The organism is Pseudomonas libanensis (assembly GCF_001439685.1).
Taxonomy (GTDB): domain Bacteria; phylum Pseudomonadota; class Gammaproteobacteria; order Pseudomonadales; family Pseudomonadaceae; genus Aquipseudomonas; species Aquipseudomonas libanensis.
Genome location: NZ_JYLH01000016.1, coordinates 1 through 26,868, shown reverse-complemented (window position 1 = coordinate 26,868; position 26,868 = coordinate 1). Strand labels below are relative to the sequence as shown.

Below are 26,868 nucleotides of genomic sequence, written 5' to 3'. Positions count from 1 at the left end.
TCCTGGATTGAAATGCAGTCAGTGTGGGAGCTGGCTTGCCTGCGATAGCGGTGCACCAGATGAAGAATTCTTCACTGTCGCACCGCTATCGCAGGCAAGCCAGCTCCCACAGGTTGATCTCTATTGATTCAGGTCCAATGGTGGATCGGCCAGCCAGCCTGTTCGGCGTGGGCGCGCAACACTGGGTCCGGGTTCACCACCTGCGGGTGATCCACCTTGAGCAGCAGTGGTAAATCATTGCGCGAATCCGAATAGAAATACGCGCCCTCCAGGGTTTCCCCTTCGTGCTCCAGCCATTCCAACAGGCGCGTGATCTTGCCTTCACGATAGGTCAGCACGCCTGCGGTCTTGCCGCTGTACACGCCGTGGCCGACGTCCAGGTTAATCCCCAGCACTTCTTCAATACCGATGCGCGCCGCAATCGGCGTGACCAGGTGAGTGCCCGATGCGGAAATCACCAGGATCCGATCACCATTCGCACGGTGGCGGGCAATGGTCTTGGTGGCGTCGCTATAGATCAGCGGCTCAATCACGTCTTCGACCCAAGGCTCCACCAGATGCTCGATCTCTTCCGGGGTGCGGCCGATCATCGGTTCCAGGCTGAAGTCCATGAAGTCTTCCATGCGCAACTCGCCTCGGCTGTAGGCGTCCATCAATTCGTTGTTCCTGCGCATGAACGACTCAGGGTCTACCCAGCCCAGGCGGCCCATCTGTTCGCTCCACAGGGTGGCGCAGTCGCCGTGGATCAGGGTGTCGTCCAGATCAAAAATTACCAATGCCATCCGTCATGTTCTCTCTCAATGGGTCGCTGCCTGTCAGGCTACTTCACACAGGGCGCTGGGGTCGATGGAAAGTGCCAGGCGCTGGCCGTCCGGGTGCAGGTCGTCGGCCGAGCGGTTGAGCACGTCCACCACCAGCTCTACACCGCGGGCTTCGATGCGGTAGCGGATCACGTTGCCCAACAGGCTGTGGCTGCGCACCAGCGCATCCAGTTCGCCGTTGCGTCTCAGCTCGATGGCTTCCGGGCGAATGGCAATACGGCTGTTGATCGGGCGTTGCAGCAGTTGAGTGGCCTTGTCGGCGTCCAGCAGGTTGTAGTTGCCGATAAAACCGGCGGCGAATGCATCCACCGGCGCAGTGTAGAGCGTCTCGGCATCGCCGCTCTGCACGATCTTGCCCTGGTTCATCAGGAAGATGCGGTCAGACATGGTCAAGGCTTCTTCCTGGTCATGGGTCACGAAAATCGTGGTCAGCCCCAGCTCGCGCTGGATCTGGCGGATCTGTTCGCGCAGGTGCTTGCGAATCCGCGCATCCAACGCCGACAGCGGCTCATCCAGCAACAGCAGGCGCGGGCGGGTCACCAGGGAGCGGGCGAGCGCCACGCGCTGGCACTGGCCACCGGACATCTGGTGCGGGTAGCGACCGGCGAGGTCCTTGAGCTCAACCAGTTGCAGCACTTGCTGCACACGCTTGTGGCTGTCGTCGGCGTTGACCTTTTGCATGCGCAGGCCAAAGGCGACGTTCTGCTCCACGGTCATATTGGGGAACAGCGCGTAACTCTGGAACACCATGCCGATATGGCGTTTCTGCGGGCTCAGGGGCACGATGTCCTGGCCATCCAGCAGGATCTTGCCGCTGTCCACCGAGGTCAGCCCGGCAATGCAGCGCAGCAGCGTGGACTTGCCGCAACCGGACGGGCCGAGCAGGGTGACGAACTCGCCCTTGGCGATTTCGCAGTTGATATCACTGAACACTGGGGTACCGGAGTAGCCTTTTTGCAGATGTTGGACGCTGACGAAGCTCATTGGCTTTTGTCCTTGTTCAAGATATTGGCGGCCCAGGTCAGCACCAGCACAAAGAAGAAATAGGAAATCACCACGGCGCTGGTGAAGTGGCCGCTGCTGTTGCGCATGTTGTTGAGGTACACCTGCAAGGTCTCGTAGCGGGTGCCGACGAGGATGTTGGCGAACACGAACTCGCCGAACAGGAACGAGAACGACAGCAGCAGCGCCACCATCAGGCCCTTGCGCAGGTTGGGCAGCACCACCAGTATCGCGGCCTGCCAGGTACTGGCACCGAGCAGTTGCGATGCGTCCATCAGGTCGCGCAGGTTGATGGCCTGCAGGTTATTGGTGATCGCGCGGTACATGAACGGCAGCGCCACGGTGAAGTAGCAGCCGATCAGGATCCATGGCGTGCCCACCATCGCTAATGGCCCGGAGCCATACAGTTGTAGCAGGCCCACCGACGACACCACCGGCGGTACAGCAAAGGGCAGCAGGATCAGGATGTTCATCAGCGCGTCGAGCCTGGGGAAGTGGTAATGCACCACGAATAGCAGCGGCAGGATCAGCACCACCGAGAGGATCAGCGCCCCCACGCACACCAGCAACGATTGCCCGAATGCCATCAGGAAGCGCGGGTCGCTCCACAGCTGTACATACCATTTCGCCGTGAAACCGGCAGGCAGGATGGTGGCCGACCAACTGCTGGCAATGGAATACACAAAGGTGCCGATCAGCGGCAGCACCAGGATCAGGAACAACAGGTACACCACAACCCGATGGTAGAGGGTGGCCGGGCCGGCATCAGCGCGTGACATGGTAGCTCCTCTTGAGCAGCAGTTGATGGACCACGGTGACCACGGTCATCAGCGCCACCAGCACCACGGCCAGGGCGCTGGCCATGTTCGGGTCCAGCGACACATCGCCGGAGACCAGGCCGGCAATGCGGATCGGCAGCACGTTGAAGTTGCCGGTGGTCAGGGCATACACCGTGGCGTAGGCGCCCAGGGCATTGGCCAGCAGGATCACGAAGGTGCCCAGCAGTGCCGGCGTCAGCACCGGCAAACCGATATGCCGCCAGAACTGCCAACCATTGGCGCCGAGCAGGGCGGCCGACTCGCGCCAGTCTTCGCGCAGTGCGTCAAAGGCCGGGTAGAGCAACAGCACGCCGAGGGGAATCTGGAAGTAGGTATAGAGGATGATCAAGCCGGTTTTCGAGTACAGGTTGAAGTCCTGAATGATCCCGGCCTGCTTGAGCATGATGGTGATGCTGCCGTTGAACCCCAGCAGGATGATGAACGCGAAGGCCAGGGGCACGCCGGAGAAGTTGCTGGTCATGTTGGCAAAGGCCGTGACGAAGTTGCGCAGCGGCGAATCCACCCGGCGCAGGGAGTAACTGCCCAGGGTGGCGATGATGATGCCGAAGATGCTGGAGTAGAAACTGATCTCCAGGCTGAACTGGATCGCCTGCCGGTAGAACTTAGAAGTGAAGATTCGCGTGAAATTTTCCAGGCCCCAGCCGGACTCTTCGGTCTGCAGGCTGTTGATCAGCACCCACACCAGCGGCGCAATCTCGAACACGATAAAGAACAGTGCGAAGGGCACCAGACAGAGCAGGGCCAGCCATTTGCCGCGGGACATTGAATTCACTTCAGCAGCTCCCGGCACACAGGTTTGTCGTGGGGTACGCCGAGCAGTTCACACACCGTGCCGCACAAGTCTGTCTGTTTGGGCGCGGCATTGCTGTCCAGGCTGAACCCGTCGCCGAGTACAAACAGGGGGACTTCGCGCTCTTCTGGCAATAGGCCGTTGTGGGAGCGATCGTTGTTCATGCCGTGGTCGGCGGTAACCATCACCTGGTAGCCGGCGTCGAGCCAGGCTTGCAGATAGTCGGCCAGGATGATGTCGACCGAGCGTGCGCTGTTGCGGTATTGCGCGGAGTCGAGGCCGTGCTTGTGGCCGGCGTCGTCGATGTTCATCGGGTGCACGAGCAGCAGGTTCGGCGCGTGCTTGAGCCGCAGGCTTTCGGCATCGGCGAACAGGTGGGAATCCGGGTAGTGGTCATGCCAGTAGAAATGCCCATGCTGGATCGCCAGCGCCTTGTCGTCAGTGTGGCGATCTCGGGCGGCGAGAAAGGGCGTACGGTTATACAGCTCACTGACCCAATGGTAAGCCGCCGCTGCCGTGGTCAAGCCTGCATCGGTGGCGTAATGGAAGACGCTGCGCTGGTTGGACAGGCGCGAGACGTTGTTATGCACGATGCCGCTGTCAATCGGCGTCACGCCGGTGAGGATGCATTCATACAGCGGGCGGGACAGGGCGGGCAGTTCACATTCCAGTGTGTAGAGGGCTGCGCGTCCTGCGCCGACATAGGCCTGCAAGTGCCCCATGGCGTGCCTGGCGACCTCGAAGTTCAGGCCGTCGAGCACGACAAGGATGACATTGTGCTTCATGGGGGCTGGGGCTCCGCAACAGAGGGTATGGCTCAGATCACCTTGGAATGGGATCAAATGTGGGAGCTGGCTTGCCTGCGATGGCGGTGTATCAATGGACACAAATGTTGAATGTCAGACCGCTATCGCAGGCAAGCCAGCTCCCACACTGACCGCACTTGGATCAGAGAGACCGATTACTTCATTTCTACGATGACCTGCTCGTTCCACAGTTGCGGCAGCTTCTTGGAGGTCGCTTCCCAGGCATCGGCATCCTTGATTGGTTGCGGATTGGCCTTGGTGTACTGTTCGCCCGGGATCAGGTTCTTGGCGATATCGGCCGGCAGTTTCAGGTCGGTTTCAGCGCGGATAGGACGGGCATTGCCCTTCGCCAGATTGAGCTGGCCGGCATCGCTGAAGATGTACTCGCGGGTCAGCTTGGCGGCGTTCGGGTGCTTGGCGTATTTGTTGATGATGGTGGTGTAACCGGATTTCACCGAGCCATCCGAAGGGATCAGCACCACGTAGTCGTCCGGGTTGGCCATCTTGGCCTTGTAGCTCAGGCCGTTGAAGTCCCAGACGATACCCACTTCGACTTCGCCTTTTTCCATGGTGGCGATGGTCGGGTTGGACAGCGAGAGGCGACCTTGCTGGGCGATCTTGGTGAAGAATTGCAGGCCCGGTGTGATGTTTTTCTCGTCGCCCTTATTGGCGATGGCGGCGGCGAGTACCGCGTTGGACGCCTGGGCGGCGGTGCTCACGTCACCTACCGACACCTTGTACTTGCCGGTCTGCAGGTCAGCCCAACTGGTGGGAACCTCGGAGCCGTGCAGCAGCTTCTTGTTGACGATAAAGGCAATGGTGCCGGTGTAGGCCAGGGCCCAGTGACCGTCCTTGTCTTTGGCCCAGTCTGGCACCTGTGCCCAGGTGGAAGGCTTGTAGGGTTGGGTGACTTCCTGCTTCACCGCGATGGGGCCGAAGGCTGCACCCACGTCGCCGATATCGGCACTGGCGTTGTCTTTTTCGGCTTTGAACTTGGCGATTTCCTGGGCCGAACTCATGTCGGTGTCGATGTGCTTGAGGCCGTAGGTGTTGGCCAGGTCTGCCCAGGTACCTTTCCAGTTGGCCCAGTCATCGGGCATGCCGACGCTGTTGATGGCGCCTTCCGCTTTCGCGGCGGCTTCGAGCGTTTTCAAATCGGTATCAGCGGCCATGGCGGCGGTGCACATGGCAATGGTCGAGCCTAACAGTGATGCCAGGAAAAGCTGTTTCATCCGAAGCTCCTTTGGGCGTTTTCAACGCGGCGTTTTATATGAACGTTAGCGGTGGTTTGGTCTAGGTCAGCAATACCTGAGCCAATCTAGGCCCGATGGATGACAGTTTCATGTCGATGTCGTTTTCAAAGCGCTGATGTCGCTCAGCTCAGACTTAGCGTAGACCATGCCCAAGTGCCCGCAGTTAAGGGACTTGGCCGATGTATTGCAGGGTGTGCTGCAGGCAGCCGATGGCCGCTGTCATCTGTCGGTCATCTCCAATGCCTAGGCTGGCAAAAGCCCAGATAGAGCACGTTTTGTGCACCCGAACGGTGCTGGTCTAGTCCAGATAGGTAACATTGATGCGTGATGAGGCAATCAAGGCGGTAACCTCCATTGGCCTGGCGCTGCAAGAGCAAATCGACCATGGCCTGTTGCCGCCAGCCAGCAAGTTGCCCGCCGAACGCAAGCTCAGCGAGTTGTTTGGTACCACTCGGATTACCGTGCGGGAAGCCTTGTTACAGCTGGAGGCTCAAGGGCAGATCTATCGCGAAGAGCGTCGCGGCTGGTTCGTATCGCCGCCGCGACTGGCCTATAACCTGATGCAACGCAGCCACTTTCACGCGATGGTCAGCGACCAGGGGCGTGTGGCCTGCACTGAAGTGATTTCGGCGCGGCTGCAACCGGCGTCGGCGGCGGTGTGTGCCTGGTTGCAATTGCCGGCGCTGTCCAGCGTGATCCAGATTTGCCGCAGCCGCAGGATCGACGGGCGTCTGGTGCTGTACGTGGAGCACTACCTGAACCCCCGGTATTTTCCGGGGATTCTGGCGTGTGATTTGAATCAGTCGATGACCGAGCTGTATGCGCGCAAGTACGATTTGCACTATGGACGGGTGCGCTTTGAGATCGTGCCGACTTCCCTGCCAGTGGAGGCCGCCGCCGCGTTGCGCGTGTCGGTGGGCAGCCCGGGCTTGCGCATCGCCCGGGTCAACTATGACCAGCACCAGCGCCTGATCGATTGTGACCTGGAGTTCTGGCGCCATGATGCGATTCATGTGGGGGTGGATGTCATGGCGTCAGCGTCTTGATCACCTGATCCGCATTGGTTTCCAACTCGGCCACCGGGTCGGCACCGTCCACATTCAACACCAGCAGCGTGGAGCCGCCGGCAGTGACGGCCGCTTTCACCGTCTCACTTGGTTGACGGTGATGCAGCACGACAGCCACGTCATTGTCCTTCAACTGCGCACTGAGCTTTTGCAGCATCTCAGGCGTCCAGTCGGCATCGGGTCGCACATCGGTACTGACCAGTTCCAGGTTCAAGCTGCTGACCAGGTAGGCAAAGTGATCGCTCAAGCTGACCACGCTCAGGTTGCCAGCTTTTGCCAGTCGCGCCTCGCTGTCGGCGTTGAGCTTGAGCAGGCGTCGCTTGAGGGCGGCCAGGTTGGCGTCGATCTTCGGTTTGGCGCCCGGTGCCAGGCGGCTCAGGTCGGCGGCCATCACATCGGCCATGCGCCCCATATTGTTGCTCGACTGCCAGGGTTGGCTGTTCAAACCGTCGGTGGCGCCGGGTTGCACGGCGATCCCTGGCAAGCCGCCGTCCACCGGGCGTGCGGCATCCACTTCCACGATACGGATATTGCTGCGGCGCGCCACCGGGTACAGCGGGTCATCGGCCCACAGGGAACGCAGACCGATGGCGGCATCGGCGTCCTGCGCCAAGGTATTGAGTGCCGCAGCGCCGCGGCCGGTGAAATAGGACACCTGCCGCGAGCCTGGCAGGTTGGCGGGAGCGGCGCGTTCAAGCTGCACGTCGGTGCCTTTGAGCAGCACTTCGGCCAAGCCGTAGGTGATGGGCAGCGAGGCCAGGACCTTGACCGGTTTTACCGACTTGGCCTTGGTCAGCGCGGCATGGCCGAGGCCGTGGTTGGCCTTGAACTCCTTCGGATCGAAACCATCAACGGCGGCCAGCGCCGGAGTACTGATCAAGCAAGCGATGGCCAGGGCCATGGGGCGAAAGACAGGGCGCATTATCCAAGATTCCCTTTGAGGCTGGGCACGGTGCCGCGGGCAATGGCGGCGAAGGCAAAGGCGATACCGGCAACCAGGATGATTGCGGCGCCGGACGGGATCGGCAGGTCGAAGATGATCGGCAACAGAATCCCGCACAGGGTGCTGACGGTGGCGATGACGACCGACACCCAGAAGAACCCCTTGAGCGACTGGCTCAACAGACGTGCCGCGGCGGCTGGAATCACCAGCAGCGCACCGACCAGGATCGCGCCGATGACCTTGACCGCCGCCACGGTGATCAGTGTCACCAGGATCACGAACAGATAATCCAGGGTTTTCACCGCCACACCACGCACCGCCGCCAACTGCGGGTTGAAACTGGCGAGCATGATGCGGTTGTACAGCGGCAACGCCAGGGCCATCACCAGCGAACCGACGATTGCCAATACCAATAAGTCGTTGCCATTGACCGTCAGCACCGAGCCAAACAGCACGTTCTCCAGAATATGCACATTGATCTTGCCGGCCAGGATCAGCAGCAGGCTGGCGCCCAGTGCCAGGGACACCGACAGGAACACGCCGATCAGGGTATCCGGCGCTAGGCCGGTACGGTTGCGCAGGTAGTTCAGCAGGATGCCGAACAGCAGGCAGTAGCCGAACAGGCTGCCATAGGGCCCGGTGTAGGGTTCGCCGAGCAGGATGCCCACGGCCACGCCGGTCAGTGCGGCATGGCCGACCGCTTCGGAGAAAAACGCAAAGCGCTTGACCACCACCAGCGTACCCAAGCCGCCCAGTACCGGGCCGATCAGCAAACCGGCGAGCAGGGCGTTGACCACAAACCCGTAGGCCAGGGCTTCCGGCAGGTACCCGGAAGAGGCCCAGCCCTGGACCATCAAGCGAAAGGCTTCATAACTCATGGCGCCGGGCTCCGAGGGTGAGTGGAGAACAGGGTCAACAGGCGGTCCGGGGTCAGCGCCTCTTTTGGCGTGGCGTCGAACAGCACGCGGCGGTTCAGCCCGGTGACGCGCTCGGCCAGTCGGCCGACGGCGTCCAGGTCGTGCTCGATCCACAGCACGGTGATCCCAGCCAGGCGCCAGTCATTGAGCAAGCGTTCGAAGACCTGGATACCCGCTTCGTCGAGGGCTGACATCGGCTCATCCAGCACCAGCAATTGCGGCGCCGGGATCAGGCCCTGGGCCAGTAGGACGCGCTGGCGTTCGCCACCGGACAACGCGCCCATGCGGCGCTTGCGCTTGTCCTGCATGCCTACCCGTTCGAGCGCTTCGCCAATGGCGGCGGCATAATGCCTGGACAGGCCAAGGAACGCCGGGCGGCGCTGGCACATGGCGGCCATGAAATCATCCACGGTCATCGGCAAGCCACGATCAAACTCCAGTGCCTGGGGTACGTAGCCGATGGTGCCGGGCGTGGTTGGCCATTCCAGGCTCAAACGCCCCTGGTGGGGCGTCTGCCCGAGCAGAGTCTTGATCAGCGAGCTTTTACCTCCGCCGTTGGGGCCGACCAGCGCATGGGTGCTGCCCGGCTGTACCTGGAAACTCACGCCATCAAGAATCACGGTGCGACCCAGGGTCAGCGAGACCTTTTCGAAGTTCAGGGTCGGGCCGACGCTGGCCAGGTTCAGTTGCTGCGCCGCCGTCATGCCCCCGACTCCTGGATTGCCCGGACTACGGTGTTGAGGTTGCCGGTCATTTCCACTTCGTACTTTTCAGCGCTGTATTCGCCATAGGAAATATGCGACAGCGGGTACAGCTTGACCCCGGATTCACGTTGGATGGTGTCGACGTAAGTGGACGGGAAATCCATCTCCGAGAAGATAACCTTCACATCCAGGGCGCGCAGCTCGTCGATGGTTTTCTTCAACTGGCTGGGGCTTGGTTCGATACCGTGGGCCGGCTCGACAACGGCGGTGACTTCCAGGCCGAATTCGCGCAGCAGGTAGTCGTAGGCAGCGTGCACGGTGGCGACACGCAGGTCGGGGTTTGGCGCGCTGGTCAGCTTGGCCAGGGCGTCGGCGCGCATCTGGCGCAGGCGCTTGCCGTAGGCGCGGGCGTTCTGGGTGTAGACCTTGGCGTTGTCCGGGTCGAGCTTGCCCAATTCGCGGGCGATGTTATTGACCTGGGCTATCGAGGCACTGATCGACAGGAAGGTGTGCGGGTTGACCACCTTGCCCGCGCCGCGTGCGGCATTGCCGGTGGCGGCCAGCAGCGGCACGTTGGCGTTGGCTTCGATTACCGGGATGTCCGGGCGCTCGCTGGTGGCGATCATGCGGTCGGCGAAGTCGTCATGGCCGACGCCGTTGAGCACGATTACGTCGAGGGTTCCGATGCGCTTGATGTCTTCGGCGCGTGGCTCGTAGGCATGGGGGTTGAAGCCGGCCGGGATCAGCGGCACCACCTCGGCCTTGTCGCCGACGATATTGGCGACATAACTGTAATAGGGGTGCAGGGTGATGCCGATACGCAGGCGCTTGGCTGCCTCGGCATTCGCCAGGGGGGCGAGCATCAGGCTGAGAAAGCTGACTAGCAACAGGCGCAACAGGGGCGATGAAATAGACATGGGCAATCGGTCTTCTCGTTCAGTGACGGTGCTGGCGGGTGACGCCGGCATCGAATTGCGCGACCACTTGCTGCCAGCCGGCGGCAATCAGCGCCTGGTCAGTGAGGTCGGAAGGGGCGGCGAGGTCGGCGCTGCGGTTGAGCCAGATATCCGGCTCGTTGCCCTGCACGCGCATCAGCAGCGAACCGCTGGTGGCCGGAACCTGGCTCAAACCCAGGTAGGCGGCCGGGGCCAGCAACTGCCAGCGATGGTCGCCACGGCTGACCGAACTGGCATCCTGGGCAAAGGGCGCGAAGCCTTCCTCGGCCAGTTGCTCAGGCGTCGGCAGGGCGCTTTGCTCCTGCTGCAACAAGTGGATTTCATCCAGCGTCACCCGCAGGTCGGCATAGATGCCTTGCTCGGCGGCGCTCAGGTCGCGGCGGGCGTCCAACTGATGGCTTGGTACTGCCGCGACTGCCTGGGTTTCACCGTGCAGCGCCACCACCGTACCCGCCACCGCCAGGATGATCAGGCACAACAGCAGCACGTAGAGGGTTTCATGACCTGCACCGGCGGGGCGTACAACCTGTGTGGTAGTCATTGCGCCTGGATATCCGCTTGGTCGATTTCCACGACGTGGCCGGGGCCGGCATCAAACAACACATAGAACTCGGCCGCAGGCTTCTTGAAGGTCAGGGTCGAATCCTCGCCGAGCTTGCCCGGCACCAGGATGGTTTCGTCGTAGCCGATCACATCCAGGGTCACACCGGGGGCGCCGCTGCCGTCGGAAAAACCGCCCTTGCATTGGATCTGCTCGCCGGGGATTTCCTTGCATTCGCACATCGGGTTGTGGGCAAAGGCGGTGGTACTGAAAGCCGCGCACAGCAACAGTGCGGCGCGGGTCAGGCGCTTGAACGTCATGGTTTGACTCCTTGCTTGTTCAGCCAGGCAATGGTGGCAGGCGAGGCCTGGCTCAGCGGGATGGAACCCTGGTGCATGCTGCCGTCCCAACCTTCCATGGTTACCCACACTTCGGCGTCTACCGGTGTGCGTTCCGGCACTGGCAGGGCGGCGCCCATACGGTACGGCGTGCCAAAGAAGATCACCCCGGCGGCGCGCAGGCTGCGCGGCTTGCCGATGCGCAGGTACGTAGCCTTGACCTGGTTGGTGCAGGTGTCACACAGGGCGGCATTGAATAATTTCATCGGGCCGGCAGGGTCCGGCCGTGGGCCTTCATTGCGCAGCTCGGCGAGGGTCAGGCTCCACGGGCCGACTTGCACTTGCCCAGCCACGCGCTCGCCGATACCGGTATCCCCGCGAAACAGCGCGGCATCGGCGAAGTACTTGGGCATGAACCCCAGTGGCACGAGCAACAGCAGGATGTTGATGTGGAAACGCCATTTCAGCCAGAAGGCGCGCAGGGGGGATGGCGGTACAGTCGCGACCTTGCTCATCGCTGGGCCTCCGAGGTTTCAGCCTGCATGGCCGGGATGGGCGCGGGTTGCCGCTGGGTCTTGGCTTCGCGCTTGAGGGCGTTGAGGGTGGCCAGGGCGGTGCGCTTGGTCCAGATCAGCAAGCCGCTCAGTACCATCATGCTCAGCACCAGGCCGAAGAATGCCCAGATCAACTTGATCCACAAGCCGCCAAAATCACCGGTGTGCAGCGGGCGCATGGATTCGGTGACGAACTCCAGTGCGGTACGGTCCGACAGCAGGTTCGTGACAGCGATTTCACCGTCATAGGGGTTCAGTTGCGCAGTCTGGAACATCAGTGGGTACCAGCCCCGGCCGCCAATCTGCAAATGACTGTAGGCGTTGAACGGCAGGACCAAAAAGGAGGCCTCCAGCCCGGGGATGCGTTGGCTCGCAATCTTGATTGCGTCGTCCAGCGCAATCATCGGCGCGGGTACGCCAGGCTTTGATGCTGGCACTTTCTCCCGGGCGATCACCGGCACGACCGGCTCGCTGGAGATGGAAATCTGGTTGTCACCCAGGATCGCCTGGATCAGGAACCAGGTGCCGGTGATGGAAATGACCGCGATAAACCAGATCGACCAGATACCGCTGAGGCGGTGGAAGTCACCCCAGAAAATACGCGCACCGTGGCGAAAACGCAGGGTTGGCTTGAAGAAGCCTTTCCAGAAACGCTTGTACACCACCAGGCCGGTGACCAGCGAGGCCAGCAGCGGCAAGCCAAGCAAGGACACCAGATACCAGCCCCAGCTGTAGCCGTTGGTGAACGGCACCAGCCACCAGCCATGCAGGGCACGGGTGAATTGCTGGAAGTTGAACGACGGGCTGACGCCCTGGATCGCTCCGGTATAGGGGTTGGCGTAGACCTCCACGGAGCGTCCATCCGGGTAGCTGAGGTCGACACTCAGGGCGAAGTGAGATTCATCCGGGCGGCTGATGGATTGCACGATAGCCTGGGGTTCATCGCGCTTGATGGCGGCGATCACCTGGCCAAAGCTCAGCGGCTGGGCGTCATCCGACGGTTTGCTTGCACGGATATCCGGGTTGGCCAGCCAGACGATTTCCTGGCTGACCACCGCCAGGGTGCCGGTAACGCAGACGATCAGTACAAAGAACCAGATGGGCAATGCCAGCCAGCTATGGACGAGAAACCAGAGTTTGGAGCGTGACTTCTTCGACATGATTAATGAGGGTCTTGATCGGAGGGGGCAATGGAGGCCCGGAAAAGGCCGGTCGTAGCTTTTGCTGACGCGACGGGCTGTATCTAAGTTAAGACGGATGAGAATGAGAAATCCCTAAGTCTTATATGAAAGAAAATGTTTCAGGTTCGCATCCAGGTGGCATTGGAAGGCTGATCGAACACGAAACATGTTTCATGCGATCACCCTGTCGCCATTGATGGGGCAGGAGGGCTGGCTAGGATGGGCGGACCCCGTCGAGCGAGCCCGCAAGAAAATGACTGCCAGAACCCTCTACGACAAACACATCGATTCCCATACGGTGTGCGCCCTGGATGACCAGGGCCATGTCCTGCTTTATATAGACCGCCAGGTGATCAACGAATACACCAGCCCCCAGGCGTTCAGCGGCTTGCGCGAGGCCGGGCGCAGGGTGTGGCGCCCCGGCACGGCGCTGGCGGTGGTCGACCATGTGAACCCCACCACTCCCAAGCGCGTCGCGACCATGCCGGATGCCGGTGCGGCGCGACAGGTGGCCTACCTGGCGGAAAATTGCCGGGATTTCGGCATCGAACTGCTGGATGTCCTCGACAAGCGTCAAGGCATCGAACACGTAATCGCGCCGGAGCAGGGGTTTATCCTGCCCGGTATGGTGATTGCCGCCGGTGACAGCCACACCACCACCTACGGCGCCTTGGGCGCATTTGGCTTTGGCATTGGCACCTCGGAAATCGAGCATCTGCTGGCCTCCCAGACCCTGGTCTACAAACGCTTGAAGACCTTGCGAGTCAGCGTCGACGGTGAGCTGGCGCCGGGCTTGACCTCCAAGGACGTGATCATGGCGCTGATCGGCCAGATCGGTGCATCCGGCGCCACCGGCTACGCCATCGAGTTCCGTGGCTCCACCATCGATGCGCTGAGCATCGAAGCGCGCATGACCATCTGCAATATGGCCGTGGAGGCTGGCGCCCGTGGCGCGTTCATGGCGCCGGATGACAAGGTGTTCGCCTACCTCAAGGACAAGCCTCGCGCACCCCAGGGGGCGCTGCGGGAACAAGCCCTGCGTCAATGGCGCACGCTGCGCAGTGACGAGGCCGCGGTGTTTGACCGCGAAGTCCAACTGGATGCCGCCACCCTGGAACCCATGGTCACCTGGGGCACCAGCCCCGACCAGGCCGCGCCCATTGGCGCCCGCGTGCCCGACCCGCAGCACGTCAGCGACCTGATCCTGCGCCAGGGCATGCGTCGCGCCCTCGATTACATGGGCCTGGAACCCGGCATGCCGCTGAGCGATATCGTCATCAGCCATGCATTTATCGGTTCCTGCACCAACGCGCGCATCGAAGACCTGCGCGACGCCGCCCGCGTGGTGCGCGGCAAACAGGTGGCCGATCATGTACGGGGGATGATCGTACCGGGCTCCACCCAAGTCAGGGACCAGGCCGAAGCCGAAGGGCTGGCCGCGATCTTTATCGCCGCTGGTTTCGAATGGCGTCAGTCGGGCTGCTCGATGTGCCTGGCGATGAACGACGATGTACTGGCTCCCGGCGACCGCTGCGCTTCGAGTACCAATCGGAATTTCGAGGGCCGCCAGGGCGCGGGCGCACGCACTCACTTGATGAGCCCGGCGATGGTCGCCGCTGCCGCCATCACCGGCCGGCTCACCGACATCCGCCACCTGGGAGAGCACCCATGAGCTTGCAACCTTTCACCCTGGTCACTGGCAAAGCCGCACCGATGCTGGCGGCCAATATCGATACCGATGTGATCATGCCCAAGCAGTTCCTCAAGGGCATCGACCGCGATGGCCTGGACCGTGGGCTGTTTTTTGACCTGCGTTTTTTGCCGTCCGGTGCGCCAAATCCCGAGTTCGTGCTCAATCAACCGGCCTGGCAGGGCGCGAACTTTATGGTAGTGGGACCGAACTTCGGCTGTGGCTCCAGCCGCGAGCATGCGGTGTGGGGCCTGAAGCAAATGGGCATTCGCGCCTTGATCGGCAGCAGCTTCGCCGGAATTTTTCATGACAACTGCCAGCGTAACGGGTTGTTATTGATCACTCTGGAACAGGCGGTGTTGCACCGGCTTGCGCAAACCATCAGTCAAGCGGATCAGGCGCAGATCAGTATTGACCTTGAGGTTCAGCAGATTCGTCTGGCGGATGGCCGATTGATCCCGTTCCAGATCGACACCTTGCGCAAGACGGCACTATTACTCGGCCTGGATGCAATCGGCAGCACCTTGCAGCGCAGCGAGCAGATCAAGGCTTTTGAGCGCCAGCACCTGGCGACGAAGCCCTGGCTCGGTTGACAGCGGGTGCTTCGTCGACTTAAGTGGGACCGACATGGGCGTAGGCTCACTCAAGGAAAGTTCGTAACATGGATGTGCTGAACGTTGATCCTCAATCAACCCTGTCGACCCGCAACGCACGCCTGATCATCTTTGCCCGCGGCGTGTCGGATTTCGGTGCGTTCCTCAACATGGTGGCGTTGTCCACCTATGTGTACTGGCTTAGTCAGAGCGTGGTGTTTGTCAGCATCTTCCTCGCCTGCCGGGTCACCGGCGGGATGGTCGCGAGCCTGTTTGGCATTCCGTTTTTCCGCCGGTTTGCCGGGCGCGGCACATTGGCGGGGCTGGATTTGGCGCGGGCATTATTGCTGACGCCGCTGCTGGTGCTGTTACCGGCCCATCAACTCACGTTGCTGCCCTTTATCGCGTTCGGCATCGGCCTGTGCAATTCGCTGTTTGCCATTGGCCTCAACAGTCAATTGCCCACCTGGGTCGCCCTTGAACAGCGGGTAAATACCAACGCATGGATCACCTCGGCGGCTGCCACCGGCGCGGTCTTTGGCAGCTTGCTCTCTGGGTTGTTGATCGCCACGGGGGGATTTGAAGCGGTGTTTGCCGTCAACATCGGCACCTATGTGATCGCCGCTTGCCTGGTCATGCCCCTGCGCGCGTTGTATAGCGTGGCCGTTGCTGCCCATCGCGGGCTCGCCGCCGAGTGGCAGGCGCTGACCAAAGGGCTGCGTGGCGCGCCGGTGCTGGCCGTTATGTTGCTGATCAGCATGCTCGATACCCTTGGCAGCGCAGCACATAACGTCGGCTGGCCGGTGCTGTCGCAGTATATTTCCCCGGACACGGCCAAGACGGTCATGGGCTATCTGCTGGCCGTGTGGGCCTGTGGCAAGTTTATTGGCGCGCGCATTGCCAGCGCGATGTTGAAAGGCTGTGGTACCCAAGGCATGGAGCGTTTGTTCATGCTTGGTGTGGCGTTGATGTCCAGTGGCTTTATCCTGACTTTCCAACAGACCGAACTGTGGCTGGCATTGTTGCTGGTGGTGTGGGCGGGGCTGGGCGACGGGTTGTCCGAGGTGGCATTGATCTCCCGTGCGCAAAGCGAGCCCGATAGCTTGCGCTTGCCGCTGTTCAGCCTCTTGACCCTGATCCAGATGGCGGGCTTTGGCGTGGGCATGCTGGTGGTCGGGCCGTTCTATGTGACATGGCCGCCGGCCCAGGTGATCGTGTTGTTTCATGGGTTGCCATTGACCGCGTTGGTGGTCATGACGATATGGCTGGGCTGCGCTGCCTACCGGAGGGTCAGATCGACAAACCCTTGAAGTGCTCCTGTAGGAACTCCACACAAGCCCTCAGTTTTCCGGAGTAGGCCAGGCGTGTCGGGTACACCGCCCACACGTTGGCGCTCTGGGTGTAGTCGTGCAGCACCTGCACCAGTTGGCCTTGCTCCAGCAGCGGCCTCACATCCCACATCGAGCGCAGCAACAGGCCTCGCCCGTCCAGTGCCCACTGCAACACGATCTCGCCGTTGTTGGAGGACAGCGGCCCGCGAACGCGCACGCTGTGCGCTGTACCGTCGCGCTCCAGGTTCCAGATGCCGAAGGCGTTATCGCGCTCCTTGATCACCAGGCAGTCATGATGCTCCAGGTCGCTCAATTGCCGGGGCGTGCCCCGGTGTTGCAAGTAGGACGGTGCGGCACACAGCACTCGACGATTGCTCACCAGGCGTCGGCCGATGTGCTGGCCGGGGATGTCATCGCCCAGCCGAATCTCCAGGTCGAAGCCTTCGCTGACGATATCCACCACGCGGTCGAACAGGTCCAGGCGGATGTCCAATCCCGGGTATTTTTCCGCCAGCAATGACAGGGCCGGGACCACATGGTTGCGGCCGAAGCCGAAGCTGCTGCACAAGTGCAGGTGCCCACGGGGGCTGTCATGGGCGTCGGACAGTTCATCCGAGAGTTGCTGGAAGTCTTCGAGGATGCGCACGGCCCAACGCTGTACCCGTTCGCCGTCTTCGGTCAGGGCGATGCGTCGGCTGGTGCGGTGCAGCAGGCGCGTGGCCAGGGTGGTTTCGAGGATCTGGATACGCTTGCTGACATAGGCCGGGGACAGGCCCAGTTCGTCGGCGGCTGCGGCGAAGCCCGCCTTGCGGATGACGGTGAGGAATACTCGCAGGTCTTCGGGCAGGGGCACGGTGGCTTTTTTGTTCGTCATCGCAGGCGGGTGTGGGAGGGTGAGTCGCCAGGATAGCATCGGTTGGGGAGGCCACAGCTCATTTGGCTGCGCGAAGGAAGGGCAAGGCTTCACCCAGTAATAATTCCGGCGCCTCTTCTGCTATGTAGTGCCCGGCCGGCACCGCCTTGCCACGTACGTCGGTGGCGACTTTCTGCCACTCTTCCAGAGGGGCGAAACAGCGGCCGACGGTGCCGTCGGCACCCCATATCACTAATAGAGGCAGATTCAGATGATGGCCGGCGTCGATGTCAGCCTGATCATGTTCCAGGTCGACGCTCGCGGCGGCGCGGTAGTCCTCGCAGATACCGGTGGCGGTGCCGGGCAATGTCAGGCAGCGCAGGTACTCGGCGAAGGCTTCGTCGGTGAACGGCTTGAGCCCGGCGCTGCGGCTGCCCATGACGCTGCGCAGGTACAGCTCGGGGTTGGCTTCGATCAGGGCTTCCGGCAACGGCGCCGGGCGGATCAGGAAGAACCAGTGCCAGTAGGCGCGGGCGAAGGCTTCATCGGTCTGGGCGTACATCGCCAGGGTTGGCGCGATATCCAGCAGCACCATGCGCTTTACGGCCTTGGGGTGATCCAGGGCCAGGCGATGGGCGACGCGGCCGCCACGGTCGTGGGCCAGCACCGAGAACGTGTCGAAGCCCAGGGCCTGCATCAGTTCGACACCGTCCCTGGCCATTTGCCGTTTCGAATAATGGGTGTGGTGTTCGTCGGCCGGTGGCTTGCTGCTGTCGCCATAACCGCGCAGGTCGGCAGCCACCACGCTGAAGTGTTCAGCCAATTGCTCGGCGACTTTGTGCCAGATGACATGGGTTTGCGGGTGCCCGTGGAGCAGAAGCAGGCCGGGGCCTGTACCGCCTTTGCGGTAGCTGATGTCTACGCCATTGACGTGGCACTGGTCTTTCTCGAAGCCGGCGAACATGGAGTGACTCCTTGTGATGATGACCTGCATCCTGGAATCACACGGCGGTTGGGGCAAGGGGAAAAGTGTGGGGGGGATGTTCATGAAGTGTGTAGAAGCCCGGCCCTTCAAACAAAGGAGATCCAATGTATAGCGGTCTGCCAGTTGAACATGTGCTGGCTGGCACACCGCCATCGGGGGCAAGCTCCTTCCAACTCGAATGTGCACTACGGTTTGAACATCTCCATGGCACGCTGACGGATTTGCTCCTCGGTCAGGTCTTCCTTATGTGTAGCCAGGAACCACAGATGCCCGAACGGATCTTTTATACTCGCGGAGCGGTCGCCATAGAACTGGTCCTGTGGCGCAGACACTTCGATGGCGCCGGCCTCAATGGCTTGTTTGAACTGTGCATCCACATCGTTGACATACAGGTGCAAGCCGACACTGGGGTGTGTATCCGGGTTGCGCAGGGCCGTTTCATCGCACGGCGTGCCCAGCATGATCACCGCTTCGCCAATACGCAGCTCGGCGTGGCCGACCCTGCCGTCGGGCATATCCAGGCGCATGGACACGGTGGCGCCAAAAGCCTTCTGGTAGAACTCGATCGCCTTTGCGGCCTCGTTGATCCCCAGATAGGGGGTAATGCCGTGATAACCGTCGGGAATAGGTTTAACGCTCATAACGTTCTCCTTTATTGTGGTTATGGAGTGACAGCCTTTTCACTATAGATCACGCCGCACCACCCCACCATTGATTGGGCCTACAGGTCGGAATCAAGTGTGGGCTCCAACAGCTGGGCACCGGGGCCGCGCTCACCCAGCTGATCATTCTGGTTGCGCAGCGGGCATGCCTCCATCGACAGGCATCCACAACCGATGCAGCCATTGAGCTTGTCCCGCAGCAGCATCAGCTTGTTGATGCGCTCGTCCAGGTCTTCACGCCACAACGCCGACATTCGCTCCCAGTCGCGAGCGTTCGGTGTGCGCCCATCGGGCAGCGTCTGCAATGCTTCGCCAATGGTCGCCAGTGGAATGCCCAAGCGCTGGGCGATCTTGATCACCACGACCCGCCGTAGTACGTCCCGTGGATAACGCCGTTGGTTGCCGGCATTGCGATTGCTCTTGATCAGCCCCTTGGCTTCGTAGAAATGCAGGGCAGTGATCGCCACGCCGCTGCGGGCTGCCAGTTGACCGACGCTGAGTTCCTTGTTGAGCATGAAAAACTCCCAGGCAGTGCTTGACCTCGACTTAACTAGAGGTTTTACCCTGCATGGCATCGAATCGCAAGATTCTGCCTACGGAGAAAGGGGCGTGTTCATGCAGGTATCAGAGAAAAATCGCAGCTTCGCTCAATTGATCGAGTTTCATATCGAGCCCCGTCAGCAATCCGCCCTGGTGGCAGCCTTGACCACCCAGAGCGAGCGCCTGGCCGAAAGCCATGCCGGCTTTCTGAGTGCCAGCGTACAAGTCAGCGATGATGGTCGGCGGGTGCTCAATTACCTGCAATGGCAATCCCGCGAGGCCGGTGAGGCGGCCTTCAAGTGCTTTGAGCAGGGCGATGCGGATTTCTGGACGCTGATCCGCGCTCACCAGGCCACGGCCGTGACCTTCGGTTCGTTCCAGGTGCTGCGCAGTTTTGAGCGCAGCCAGGATGACGCGTTGCACTGCAGGCTAAATGGATAGATGCAGCATTCGCTCGTCTTGCAGGTTTTCCCCTGGCCGACGCTTGTTCACCGCCAACTCGCCGATCTTGATCAGGCGCGTGCGTGTCACATTGCGGCTCAAGCCCAGCAGGTTGGGAATAAGAAGAATAGGCTATCTGGTATGCCGTAACGGTTGATAGCGACTATCACGGACGGTGATTTTTCACCGCGAAGGGGCGGGAGTAGCCTGTGTTCATTGACTTGAAACCACCTTCGCAGGGCCTCCACCATGAACCGTTTGCTCGCTGTTTCCTTTTTATTCGTTACCTCTGTCCTTGCCGGGTGTGCGACTCAGCCATCGCCGGAACTGCGGCCTTACACTGCGCAAGAAACCCGGCAATTGGCTCTGGAAGCCCTGGGTCGCCGTGGTTTGTCGTTTGACGACTATCAACGCCAGCGCGCCGCGTTGCTTGGCCAGCCACAGCAACCCTTCGGCTTTGATCACCAGGGTGAAATGAACGCCGAGCGCAGCGTCGTCCTGCATGGTCGTCCCAGTTGAGCCCGCTTCCTGCGGCAAAAAGCCCGAGGCTTCCCATAAGGAACCTCGGGCTTTTTGTTTGCCATGGGGCTACTTCAGCCTGTTAAGCTGAATTCCAGGAGCGTTCCTACGCACATTTAAATAAAGTGGTCCTTCTTTAACGGCACTCGATCGGTTAAACCTGACGACCTCTGTTCTGGTCGATGCCTCCCGAGACGCAGCTCTCGGGAATACGCTCTGCGAGTTTTTAACGTCATGAATAAACGTCCGTTGTATTTCGACTACGCCGCCACCACGCCGGTGGATGAGCGGGTTATCCAGGTGATGGTCGAGTGTCTGGGCTTCAATGCCAACTTCGGTAACCCTGCGTCCAGTTCCCATGCGTTCGGCCAGGCGGCTCGGCATACGGTTGAACAGGCGCGTCGCCAGGTCGCCGAGTTGGTCGGCGCCCAGCCTGAGCAGATCGTCTGGACCTCCGGTGCTACGGAGTCCAACAACCTGGCGCTCAAGGGCGTGGCCCAGGCCCGTGGTGTGGCGGGCGGGCATATCATCACCAGCCAGATTGAGCACAAGGCCACACTGGATACCGCGCGGCAATTGCAGGACGCCGGTGTGGCAGTGACTTACCTGGTGCCGGATGCGCACGGCTTGATCAGCGTCGATGCCGTCAGCGAAGCCCTGCGCGAGGACACCTTCCTGGTCTCGCTGATGCTGGTCAATAACGAGCTGGGCACCCTGAACGACATCCCGGCCATCGGCGCCCGTGTGCGTGAGCATGGCGCGTTGTTCCATGTGGATGCGGCACAGGGGGCGGGCAAGGTGGCTATTGACCTGGCCCAGTGGCCGGTGGACTTGATGTCGTTCTCTGCGCACAAACTGTACGGGCCCAAGGGTATAGGTGCGTTGTATGTCGGGCCTCGGGCACAACAGAGGGTATTGGCGCAGATTCATGGTGGTGGTCACGAAGGGGGCATGCGTTCCGGCACCCTGGCGACTCACCAGATTGCGGGCATGGGCACAGCATTTGCCTTGGCGGCGGCGTCTTTCGCCGATGAGAAGGCCAAGATTGTTGCGCTGCGCCAGCGCCTGCTGGACCAACTGGCGTCAGTCGCCGGCCTGCGTCTCAATGGCAGCCCCACCCAGCGTATTCCACATACCCTCAGCCTGACGTTCAGCGAAGGCGAATTCAATTCCGCCGCACTGAGCGCGGGCATTGCCTTTTCCGCGACTTCCGCGTGCAATTCGGCAAGCAATGCGCCGTCCCATGTGCTGCTGGCCTTGGGGCATGATGCTCGCAGCGCCGGACGCACTATCCGCTTGAGCCTGGGCCGGTTTACCACCGAACAGGATATCGACGAAGCGGCCCGGCTGATCAAGGCCGCACTGGCCAGCGCGCCGGCGTTTTGGGCGGTCTGATTTATCATTTGCAGTACATAACAATTATTAGTGGTTAGCAGGAGACACAATGAGTACGCAGCCTTTGACCCATGGAACGGTTCCCCAGCGCCTGGCGCATACCCGTGAACTGATGCGCCGCGAGGGCATCCATGCCCTGCTGGTGCCATCGGCCGACCCGCACTTGTCCGAGTACTTGCCGGGTTATTGGCAAGGGCGCCAATGGTTGTCGGGGTTCCACGGTTCGGTAGGGACACTGATCGTCACGGCGGATTTCGCCGGGGTCTGGGCTGACAGCCGCTACTGGGAACAGGCGACCAAGGAACTCAAGGGCAGCGGTATTGAGTTGGTCAAACTGCAACCGGGCCAACCTGGGCCGCTGGAGTGGCTGGCCGAGCAAACCCCCGAAGGCGCCGTGGTGGCCGTGGATGGCGCGGTCATGGCCGTGGCCTCGGCGCGTACGCTTGGTAGCAAGCTGGCCGAGCGCGGTGCCCGTTTGCGTACCGATATCGACCTGCTCAACGAGGTCTGGCAAGACCGCCCGGCGCTGCCGAACCAGCCGATCTACCAGCATCTGCCGCCTCAAGCCACCGTCAGCCGTGGCGAGAAACTGGCCGCATTGCGCGCCAGCTTGAAAGACAAGGGCGCGGATTGGCATTTCATCGCGACGCTGGATGACATCGCCTGGTTATTCAACCTGCGCGGCGGTGATGTGTCGTTCAATCCGGTGTTTGTGTCCTTTGCGTTGATCAATCAACAGCAGGCCACCTTGTTTGTGGCGCTGGGCAAGGTCGATGCCGAACTGAGGACCGTGCTTGAGCAGGATGGCGTGACTTTGCGCGACTACAGCGAAGTGGCCGATGCGCTGCGTGCCGTACCGTCGGATGCGAGCTTGCAGGTGGACCCCGCACGCGTGACGGCAGGCTTGCTGGAAAACCTCGACGCTGGCGTCAAGCTGGTGGAAGGTCTGAACCCGACCACCCTTGCCAAATCCCGCAAGAGCCTGGCGGACGCGGAACATATCCGCCAGGCGATGGAGCAGGATGGCGCGGCATTGTGCGAATTTTTCGCCTGGCTCGATAGCGCCCTGGGCCGCGAGCGCATTACCGAACTGACTATCGACGAACACCTGACCGCTGCGCGTACCCGTCGCCCTGGTTATGTGTCGCTGAGCTTCAACACCATTGCGGCATTCAACGCCAATGGCGCGATGCCGCACTACCACGCCACCGAAGAAGAGCACGCGCTGATCGAAGGGGATGGCTTGCTGTTGATCGACTCGGGTGGCCAATACCTGGGCGGGACCACCGACATCACGCGGATGGTGCCCATCGGTACGCCGAGTGAAGAGCAGAAACGCGACTGCACAAGGGTGCTCAAGGGAGTGATTGCCCTGTCCCGTGCGCACTTCCCCAAAGGCATCCTGTCACCGTTGCTGGACGCCATTGCTCGTGCACCGATCTGGGCCGAAGGGGTGGACTACGGCCACGGCACAGGCCATGGCGTAGGTTATTTTCTCAATGTGCATGAGGGCCCGCAGGTCATTGCCTACCAGGCCGTTGCTGCGCCACAAACGGCGATGCAGCCGGGGATGATCACTTCGATTGAACCAGGTACTTATCGTCCCGGCCGTTGGGGCGTGCGTATTGAAAACCTGGTACTGAACCGTGAGGCGGGCAAGACCGAGTTTGGCGAATTCCTCAAGTTCGAAACCCTGACCTTGTGCCCGATTGATTCCCGTTGCCTGGAGCCGTCGTTGCTGACGGCGGATGAGCGCGAGTGGTTCAACGCGTACCACGCCGAAGTGCGTGAGCGCTTGAGCCCGTTGCTCAGTGGTGCGGCGCTCGAGTGGCTGCAGGTGCGCACCGCAGCCATTTGATTTATTGCAGCCGGCCCACGCCGGCTGCAAGCGAAATCTAGCTGAGGGCTTCGCGCACAAAGTCCAGGCGGTCCTGGCCAAAGAACAGCTGGCTGCCGACAAAAAAGCTGGGGGCACCGAACACGCCGCGTTTAATGGCTTGTTCGGTGTTGTCCTTGAGGGCGTTCTTGACAGCTTCGTCATTGGACAGGGCCAGTACTTGCCCTGGATCGAACCCATGTTCGCTGAGTACGCTGGCCACGACCTCGGGATCGCCCAGGTGACGTCCTTCTACCCAGAGCGCACGGAACAGGCAGTCGATAAAGTCGAGGAAGCGCTCAGGCTGGTGGATTTGCATGCCGGTGATTGCGCGCATCAGTACCAGGGTATTGATGGGGAAGTGCGGGTTGAACCTAAGTGTCACGTTGTAGCGTTTGGCGTACCGCGTCAGGTCATCCAGCATATAGCGACCCTTGGCCGGCACCATGATCGGTGAGGCATTGCCAGTGGCCTTGAATACGCCGCCCAATAGCATCGGCTGATACACCAGCTGTGCGCCGGTTTCGGCGCAGAGAGTCGGTAGCTGGGTGTAGGCCAGATAAGTCGCAGGGCTGCCCAGATCGAAGAAAAACTCCAGGGTTTTACTCATGGTCGATACTCGCTGCTTATTGTTATAGGGGCGTGTTACCAGGGTTCGTTCCAGGGGCGCAGATCCAGTTCGAACGTCCACGCGTCCCGTGGCTGGCTATGCAGGTACCAGTAGTTGTCGGCAATGTGGTCTGGGTTGAGGATGCCGTCCTGGTCCTTGAGGGCATATTTTTGCGGGAAGTTCTCGCGAATGAAGTCGGTATCGATGGCTCCGTCGACCACCACATGGGCGACGTGGATGCCCATCGGGCCTAATTCCCGCGCCATGCTTTGGGCGAGGGCGCGGATACCGTGCTTTGCGCCGGCGAACGCGGCGAACCCTGCGGCTCCGCGCAAGCCAGCAGTCGCGCCGGTGAACAGGAGAGTGCCGCGGTTACGGGTGACCATGCGCTTGGCAACTTCACGTGCGTTCAAGAAACCGGAAAAACACGCCATTTCCCAGATTTTGAAATATTTGCGTGCGGTTTCTTCCAGAATGCTGCAAGGCACGTTGGCGCCGATGTTGAAGACAAACGCTTCAATAGGCCCCAGTTCGGTCTCGATTTGCTCGACCAGTGCGATAACGTCTTCTTCTTTACGTGCGTCACAGGCAAAGCCGTGGGCTTCACCGCCTGCCGATTGGATGCTGTCCACCAGAGGCTGCAGTTTGTCGGCGCTGCGCCGGGTAACGCAGGCAATGTAGCCTTCGCGGGCAAAGCGCTTGGCGATGGCGCCACCGGTTGCGTCACCTGCACCGACTACCAATACGATTTTCTTGTTGTGCGTCATGGGAACTCCATTGGCTCGATGATCGAGCAGGAGTTTAGCCGCCGTGTCGCAAATGGTATTTGGAATGTGGTGGAAATTTAAGACGAGCAGCCAAGAGAGGCTGCTCGGCAGCTATTTACAGAGAACGATCATACTGCGGCTGGTATAGCCGGCAGGATTGAGGCCGAAGGGATAGTCCCCAGGCTCCTCGGAGTTATCGCCGGACTTGGCAATCACCCGATAACCCTTGGAGCCGCATGAGTTGGCAGCACTGGTGTAGCACTGGTCCCAGGAGGAGGACAGGCCAGAACAGTTGATGTGCAGCCCTTTTTTGCCCCGTTTCACTTCTGTTTTCGTGGTTGCAGCACAGCCAGCGATGCCCACAACCAGCAACAGTATCAAAATTCGTTTCATTCCCATCCTTAATAGCCGCCCTGCAGAAGAACAGAGCCGCTTACTCGCTCTCGATCGTAGCGTTCATGCTGTCCGTGTCGAAATTCTCCATGAATGACATTCGGTTACGGCTTAAACATGGCCTAAATGAGCGGCAAATACCAGAGCTGGTGTTAAAGAGGTCAGTCGGCGGGCACCAGCGGTTTTAATTCGTTGCGCATCGTCAAAGTGGCACCCACCGAAGCCAGGATAATGCAGGTAATCGCCAGCCACTGGGCGAGGGATAGATGCTCATGCAGGAAGAACAGGCCGGAGAGGGCGCCGAACGCCGGTTCGATACTCATCAGCGTACCGAACGTGCGTGCGGGGAGGCGAGTCAGTGCGACCATCTCCAACGTGTAGGGCAGGGCCGTCGACAGAATCGCAACGCCAATGGCGATAGGGATCAGGGCGGGCGTCAGCAGAGCGGCACCGGCATGCACGATGCCGATCGGCGCAACGAACAGGGCTGCAATCATTACGCCGAGGGCGGCGGTCTGGACACCGTTGTCATTCCCCGCCTTTTGGCCAAACAGGATATAGAGCGCCCAGCATACGCCTGCGCCCAGCGCGTAAGCGGCCCCAACCCAGTCGATACCGCTGCTGGCCTCGCTCATTGGGATCAGCAGGAGCAGGCCGATGACCGCGAGGGCAATCCAGAGAAAGTCGACTGCTCGTCGCGACGCGTAGATCGCGACGGCGAGCGGGCCTGTAAATTCCAGTGCTACGGCAATTCCCAAGGGCACGGTGCGCAGGGACATATAGAAGAGGAAGTTCATGCCACCCAGCGCCATTCCGTAGATGACCACTGTGCGCAGGGACTTTGCCGTCAGCTTGGCGCGCCATGGGCGTAATAGAAGCAGCATGATTACACTGGCGAAGATCAAGCGCAGGGTAGTAGTGCCTTGCGCGCCGACAATAGGGAACATGCTCTTGGCCAGTGAGGCACCGGATTGGATGGAGGCCATGGCGATCAACAGCAGGCCGACGGGAAACAGTGCGCAGGCCAGGCCGCGGGGAGGGGTGGTCATTGGAGGTGTTCTTCCGAAGTCTTAGTCGATGAGCAGTAGTCACTATGATGCTTAACTGTTCAGCGATGAGCAATATATTGCTCAACTTACCGTTTAAGTCTTTCTATATAGAGAGAATATGGGGTTTGCCGCTGTATTGATAGAAAAGCAGAATTAAGTGTTGACGGCAGATTCTGGAAGCCTATAATTCGCCCCACTTCCGGCGCAGTCGAAACGGAAAACTCCTTGGTAAACAACGAGTTATGAAGTTTTCGGCAGCAAGTTGCTTCAGTTCATCGAAGCCAAAAAGAAGTTGAAAAAGAGGTGTTGACAGCAGTGTATAACGCTGTAGAATTCGCCTCCCGCTGATGAGAGATCAGAAGCGCAAGTGGTTGAAGTTGTTGAAGAAATCTTCGAAAGCTTCTGAAAATAATCACTTGACAGCAAATGAGGCTGCTGTAGAATGCGCGCCT

The 26,868-nt window shown here is 60.7% G+C and carries 30 protein-coding genes and 1 pseudogene; 8 read left to right on the top strand and 23 right to left on the bottom strand.

The genetic code is table 11. The features are described 5' to 3' along the window. Positions 1-128: 128 nt before the first annotated feature. The 6 genes from TU73_RS22370 to TU73_RS22345 all read right to left on the bottom strand — a co-directional run bounded on the left by TU73_RS22370 (position 129) and on the right by TU73_RS22345 (position 5,490). Complete coding sequence (locus TU73_RS22370; protein ID WP_057014043.1) at positions 129-782, bottom strand: HAD family hydrolase; 654 nt, start codon at positions 780-782, stop codon at positions 129-131. 33 nt (positions 783-815) lie between these two features. Then, entirely contained in the window at positions 816-1,805 is a 990-nt protein-coding gene (locus TU73_RS22365; RefSeq protein WP_057014042.1) for an ABC transporter ATP-binding protein, read from the bottom strand. Then, positions 1,802-2,602 (bottom strand): ABC transporter permease, encoded by an 801-nt coding sequence (locus tag TU73_RS22360; protein WP_057014041.1) that lies wholly within the window; start codon positions 2,600-2,602, stop codon positions 1,802-1,804. Before TU73_RS22360 ends, TU73_RS22365 begins: the two co-directional genes overlap by 4 nt. Then, positions 2,589-3,425 (bottom strand): ABC transporter permease, encoded by an 837-nt coding sequence (locus TU73_RS22355; RefSeq protein WP_162276336.1) that lies wholly within the window; start codon positions 3,423-3,425, stop codon positions 2,589-2,591. The genes TU73_RS22360 and TU73_RS22355 overlap by 14 nt, the downstream gene beginning before the upstream one ends. Positions 3,426-3,430: 5 nt before the next feature. Continuing rightward, positions 3,431-4,237 (bottom strand): alkaline phosphatase family protein, encoded by an 807-nt coding sequence (locus tag TU73_RS22350; RefSeq protein ID WP_057014039.1) that lies wholly within the window; start codon positions 4,235-4,237, stop codon positions 3,431-3,433. Between the two features lie 176 nt (positions 4,238-4,413). Then, positions 4,414-5,490, bottom strand: coding sequence for an ABC transporter substrate-binding protein (locus TU73_RS22345; RefSeq protein WP_057014038.1), 1,077 nt, complete (start codon positions 5,488-5,490; stop codon positions 4,414-4,416). 341 nt (positions 5,491-5,831) lie between these two features. Here TU73_RS22345 and TU73_RS22340 point away from each other — a divergent pair, with 341 nt between their 5' ends. Next, on the top strand, positions 5,832-6,557 hold the full coding sequence (locus TU73_RS22340; RefSeq protein ID WP_043050321.1) for a UTRA domain-containing protein: 726 nt from the start codon (positions 5,832-5,834) through the stop codon (positions 6,555-6,557). Here the strand turns inward: TU73_RS22340 and TU73_RS22335 are convergent. From TU73_RS22335 to TU73_RS22300, 8 genes are read right to left on the bottom strand one after another with little or no spacing between them, the layout of a single operon-like run. Further along, entirely contained in the window at positions 6,538-7,500 is a 963-nt protein-coding gene (locus TU73_RS22335) for a metal ABC transporter solute-binding protein, Zn/Mn family (RefSeq protein WP_057014037.1), read from the bottom strand. The two genes, TU73_RS22340 and TU73_RS22335, sit on opposite strands and share 20 nt — an antisense overlap. After that, positions 7,500-8,399, bottom strand: coding sequence for a metal ABC transporter permease (locus TU73_RS22330; RefSeq protein WP_056846313.1), 900 nt, complete (start codon positions 8,397-8,399; stop codon positions 7,500-7,502). The genes TU73_RS22335 and TU73_RS22330 overlap by 1 nt, the downstream gene beginning before the upstream one ends. Then, complete coding sequence (locus TU73_RS22325) at positions 8,396-9,142, bottom strand: metal ABC transporter ATP-binding protein (protein WP_057014036.1); 747 nt, start codon at positions 9,140-9,142, stop codon at positions 8,396-8,398. The genes TU73_RS22330 and TU73_RS22325 overlap by 4 nt, the downstream gene beginning before the upstream one ends. Continuing rightward, positions 9,139-10,059, bottom strand: a complete 921-nt coding sequence (locus tag TU73_RS22320; RefSeq protein WP_057014035.1) for a metal ABC transporter substrate-binding protein — start codon at positions 10,057-10,059, stop codon at positions 9,139-9,141. Before TU73_RS22320 ends, TU73_RS22325 begins: the two co-directional genes overlap by 4 nt. A 19-nt stretch (positions 10,060-10,078) precedes the next feature. Then, positions 10,079-10,639, bottom strand: coding sequence for a DUF6162 family protein (locus TU73_RS22315; protein WP_057014034.1), 561 nt, complete (start codon positions 10,637-10,639; stop codon positions 10,079-10,081). Continuing rightward, positions 10,636-10,959 carry a hypothetical protein gene (locus TU73_RS22310; protein ID WP_043050326.1) on the bottom strand — a complete coding sequence of 108 codons (324 nt, stop codon included), beginning with the start codon at positions 10,957-10,959 and terminating at the stop codon, positions 10,636-10,638. Before TU73_RS22310 ends, TU73_RS22315 begins: the two co-directional genes overlap by 4 nt. After that, the gene (locus TU73_RS22305; RefSeq protein ID WP_043050327.1) at positions 10,956-11,492 is read right to left on the bottom strand and encodes a hypothetical protein; all 537 of its coding nucleotides are present in this window, start codon (positions 11,490-11,492) and stop codon (positions 10,956-10,958) included. Before TU73_RS22305 ends, TU73_RS22310 begins: the two co-directional genes overlap by 4 nt. Then, positions 11,489-12,691 carry a PepSY-associated TM helix domain-containing protein gene (locus TU73_RS22300; protein WP_057014033.1) on the bottom strand — a complete coding sequence of 401 codons (1,203 nt, stop codon included), beginning with the start codon at positions 12,689-12,691 and terminating at the stop codon, positions 11,489-11,491. Before TU73_RS22300 ends, TU73_RS22305 begins: the two co-directional genes overlap by 4 nt. Before the next feature lie 274 nt (positions 12,692-12,965). On the opposite strand from TU73_RS22300, the gene leuC reads away from it, so the two are divergent. From leuC to TU73_RS22285, 3 genes are all read left to right on the top strand, one after another. Beyond that, positions 12,966-14,384, top strand: a complete 1,419-nt coding sequence (gene leuC, locus TU73_RS22295) for a 3-isopropylmalate dehydratase large subunit (protein ID WP_057014122.1) — start codon at positions 12,966-12,968, stop codon at positions 14,382-14,384. After that, positions 14,381-14,995, top strand: coding sequence for a 3-isopropylmalate dehydratase small subunit (gene leuD / locus TU73_RS22290; protein WP_057014032.1), 615 nt, complete (start codon positions 14,381-14,383; stop codon positions 14,993-14,995). The genes leuC and leuD overlap by 4 nt, the downstream gene beginning before the upstream one ends. A gap of 68 nt (positions 14,996-15,063) precedes the next feature. Continuing rightward, the gene (locus TU73_RS22285) at positions 15,064-16,305 is read left to right on the top strand and encodes an MFS transporter (protein WP_057014031.1); all 1,242 of its coding nucleotides are present in this window, start codon (positions 15,064-15,066) and stop codon (positions 16,303-16,305) included. On the opposite strand, the gene TU73_RS22280 is transcribed toward TU73_RS22285, so the two are convergent. The 4 genes from TU73_RS22280 to soxR form a co-directional block, all read right to left on the bottom strand. Further along, positions 16,286-17,200 carry a LysR substrate-binding domain-containing protein gene (locus TU73_RS22280; RefSeq protein WP_057014030.1) on the bottom strand — a complete coding sequence of 305 codons (915 nt, stop codon included), beginning with the start codon at positions 17,198-17,200 and terminating at the stop codon, positions 16,286-16,288. The two genes, TU73_RS22285 and TU73_RS22280, sit on opposite strands and share 20 nt — an antisense overlap. Before the next feature lie 58 nt (positions 17,201-17,258). Then, the gene (locus tag TU73_RS22275) at positions 17,259-18,143 is read right to left on the bottom strand and encodes an alpha/beta fold hydrolase (RefSeq protein ID WP_057014029.1); all 885 of its coding nucleotides are present in this window, start codon (positions 18,141-18,143) and stop codon (positions 17,259-17,261) included. Positions 18,144-18,349: 206 nt separating this feature from the next. Then, a complete protein-coding gene (locus TU73_RS22270; RefSeq protein ID WP_057014028.1) occupies positions 18,350-18,805 on the bottom strand; it encodes a VOC family protein in 456 nt (151 codons plus the stop codon). 80 nt (positions 18,806-18,885) lie between these two features. Next, entirely contained in the window at positions 18,886-19,341 is a 456-nt protein-coding gene (gene soxR / locus TU73_RS22265) for a redox-sensitive transcriptional activator SoxR (protein WP_057014027.1), read from the bottom strand. A gap of 100 nt (positions 19,342-19,441) precedes the next feature. On the opposite strand from soxR, the gene TU73_RS22260 reads away from it, so the two are divergent. After that, complete coding sequence (locus TU73_RS22260; RefSeq protein ID WP_057014121.1) at positions 19,442-19,807, top strand: antibiotic biosynthesis monooxygenase; 366 nt, start codon at positions 19,442-19,444, stop codon at positions 19,805-19,807. Here the strand turns inward: TU73_RS22260 and TU73_RS29045 are convergent. After that, positions 19,796-19,921 (bottom strand): annotated as a pseudogene (locus TU73_RS29045) (sigma-54-dependent Fis family transcriptional regulator); the annotation flags it as partial. The gene TU73_RS22260 and the pseudogene TU73_RS29045 overlap by 12 nt on opposite strands. 135 nt (positions 19,922-20,056) lie before the next feature. On the opposite strand from TU73_RS29045, the gene TU73_RS29400 reads away from it, so the two are divergent. The 3 genes from TU73_RS29400 (at position 20,057) to TU73_RS22245 (ending at position 23,579) form a co-directional block, all read left to right on the top strand. Beyond that, positions 20,057-20,326, top strand: a complete 270-nt coding sequence (locus tag TU73_RS29400; RefSeq protein WP_082642653.1) for a hypothetical protein — start codon at positions 20,057-20,059, stop codon at positions 20,324-20,326. A gap of 234 nt (positions 20,327-20,560) precedes the next feature. Next, complete coding sequence (locus TU73_RS22250) at positions 20,561-21,721, top strand: cysteine desulfurase family protein (RefSeq protein WP_057014025.1); 1,161 nt, start codon at positions 20,561-20,563, stop codon at positions 21,719-21,721. A gap of 49 nt (positions 21,722-21,770) precedes the next feature. Further along, positions 21,771-23,579, top strand: coding sequence for an aminopeptidase P family protein (locus tag TU73_RS22245; RefSeq protein WP_057014024.1), 1,809 nt, complete (start codon positions 21,771-21,773; stop codon positions 23,577-23,579). A gap of 37 nt (positions 23,580-23,616) precedes the next feature. Here TU73_RS22245 and TU73_RS22240 read toward each other — a convergent pair whose 3' ends face one another. From TU73_RS22240 to rhtA, 4 genes are all read right to left on the bottom strand, one after another. After that, positions 23,617-24,207, bottom strand: coding sequence for a 2-hydroxychromene-2-carboxylate isomerase (locus TU73_RS22240; protein WP_057014023.1), 591 nt, complete (start codon positions 24,205-24,207; stop codon positions 23,617-23,619). A 35-nt stretch (positions 24,208-24,242) separates the two neighbouring features. Continuing rightward, on the bottom strand, positions 24,243-24,974 hold the full coding sequence (locus tag TU73_RS22235; RefSeq protein ID WP_057014022.1) for an SDR family oxidoreductase: 732 nt from the start codon (positions 24,972-24,974) through the stop codon (positions 24,243-24,245). A gap of 111 nt (positions 24,975-25,085) precedes the next feature. Beyond that, on the bottom strand, positions 25,086-25,367 hold the full coding sequence (locus tag TU73_RS22230) for a hypothetical protein (RefSeq protein ID WP_057014021.1): 282 nt from the start codon (positions 25,365-25,367) through the stop codon (positions 25,086-25,088). A gap of 161 nt (positions 25,368-25,528) precedes the next feature. Then, positions 25,529-26,416: a threonine/homoserine exporter RhtA gene (gene rhtA, locus TU73_RS22225; RefSeq protein WP_057014020.1), complete on the bottom strand. Its 888-nt coding sequence runs from the start codon at positions 26,414-26,416 to the stop codon at positions 25,529-25,531. Positions 26,417-26,868 lie beyond the last annotated feature (452 nt).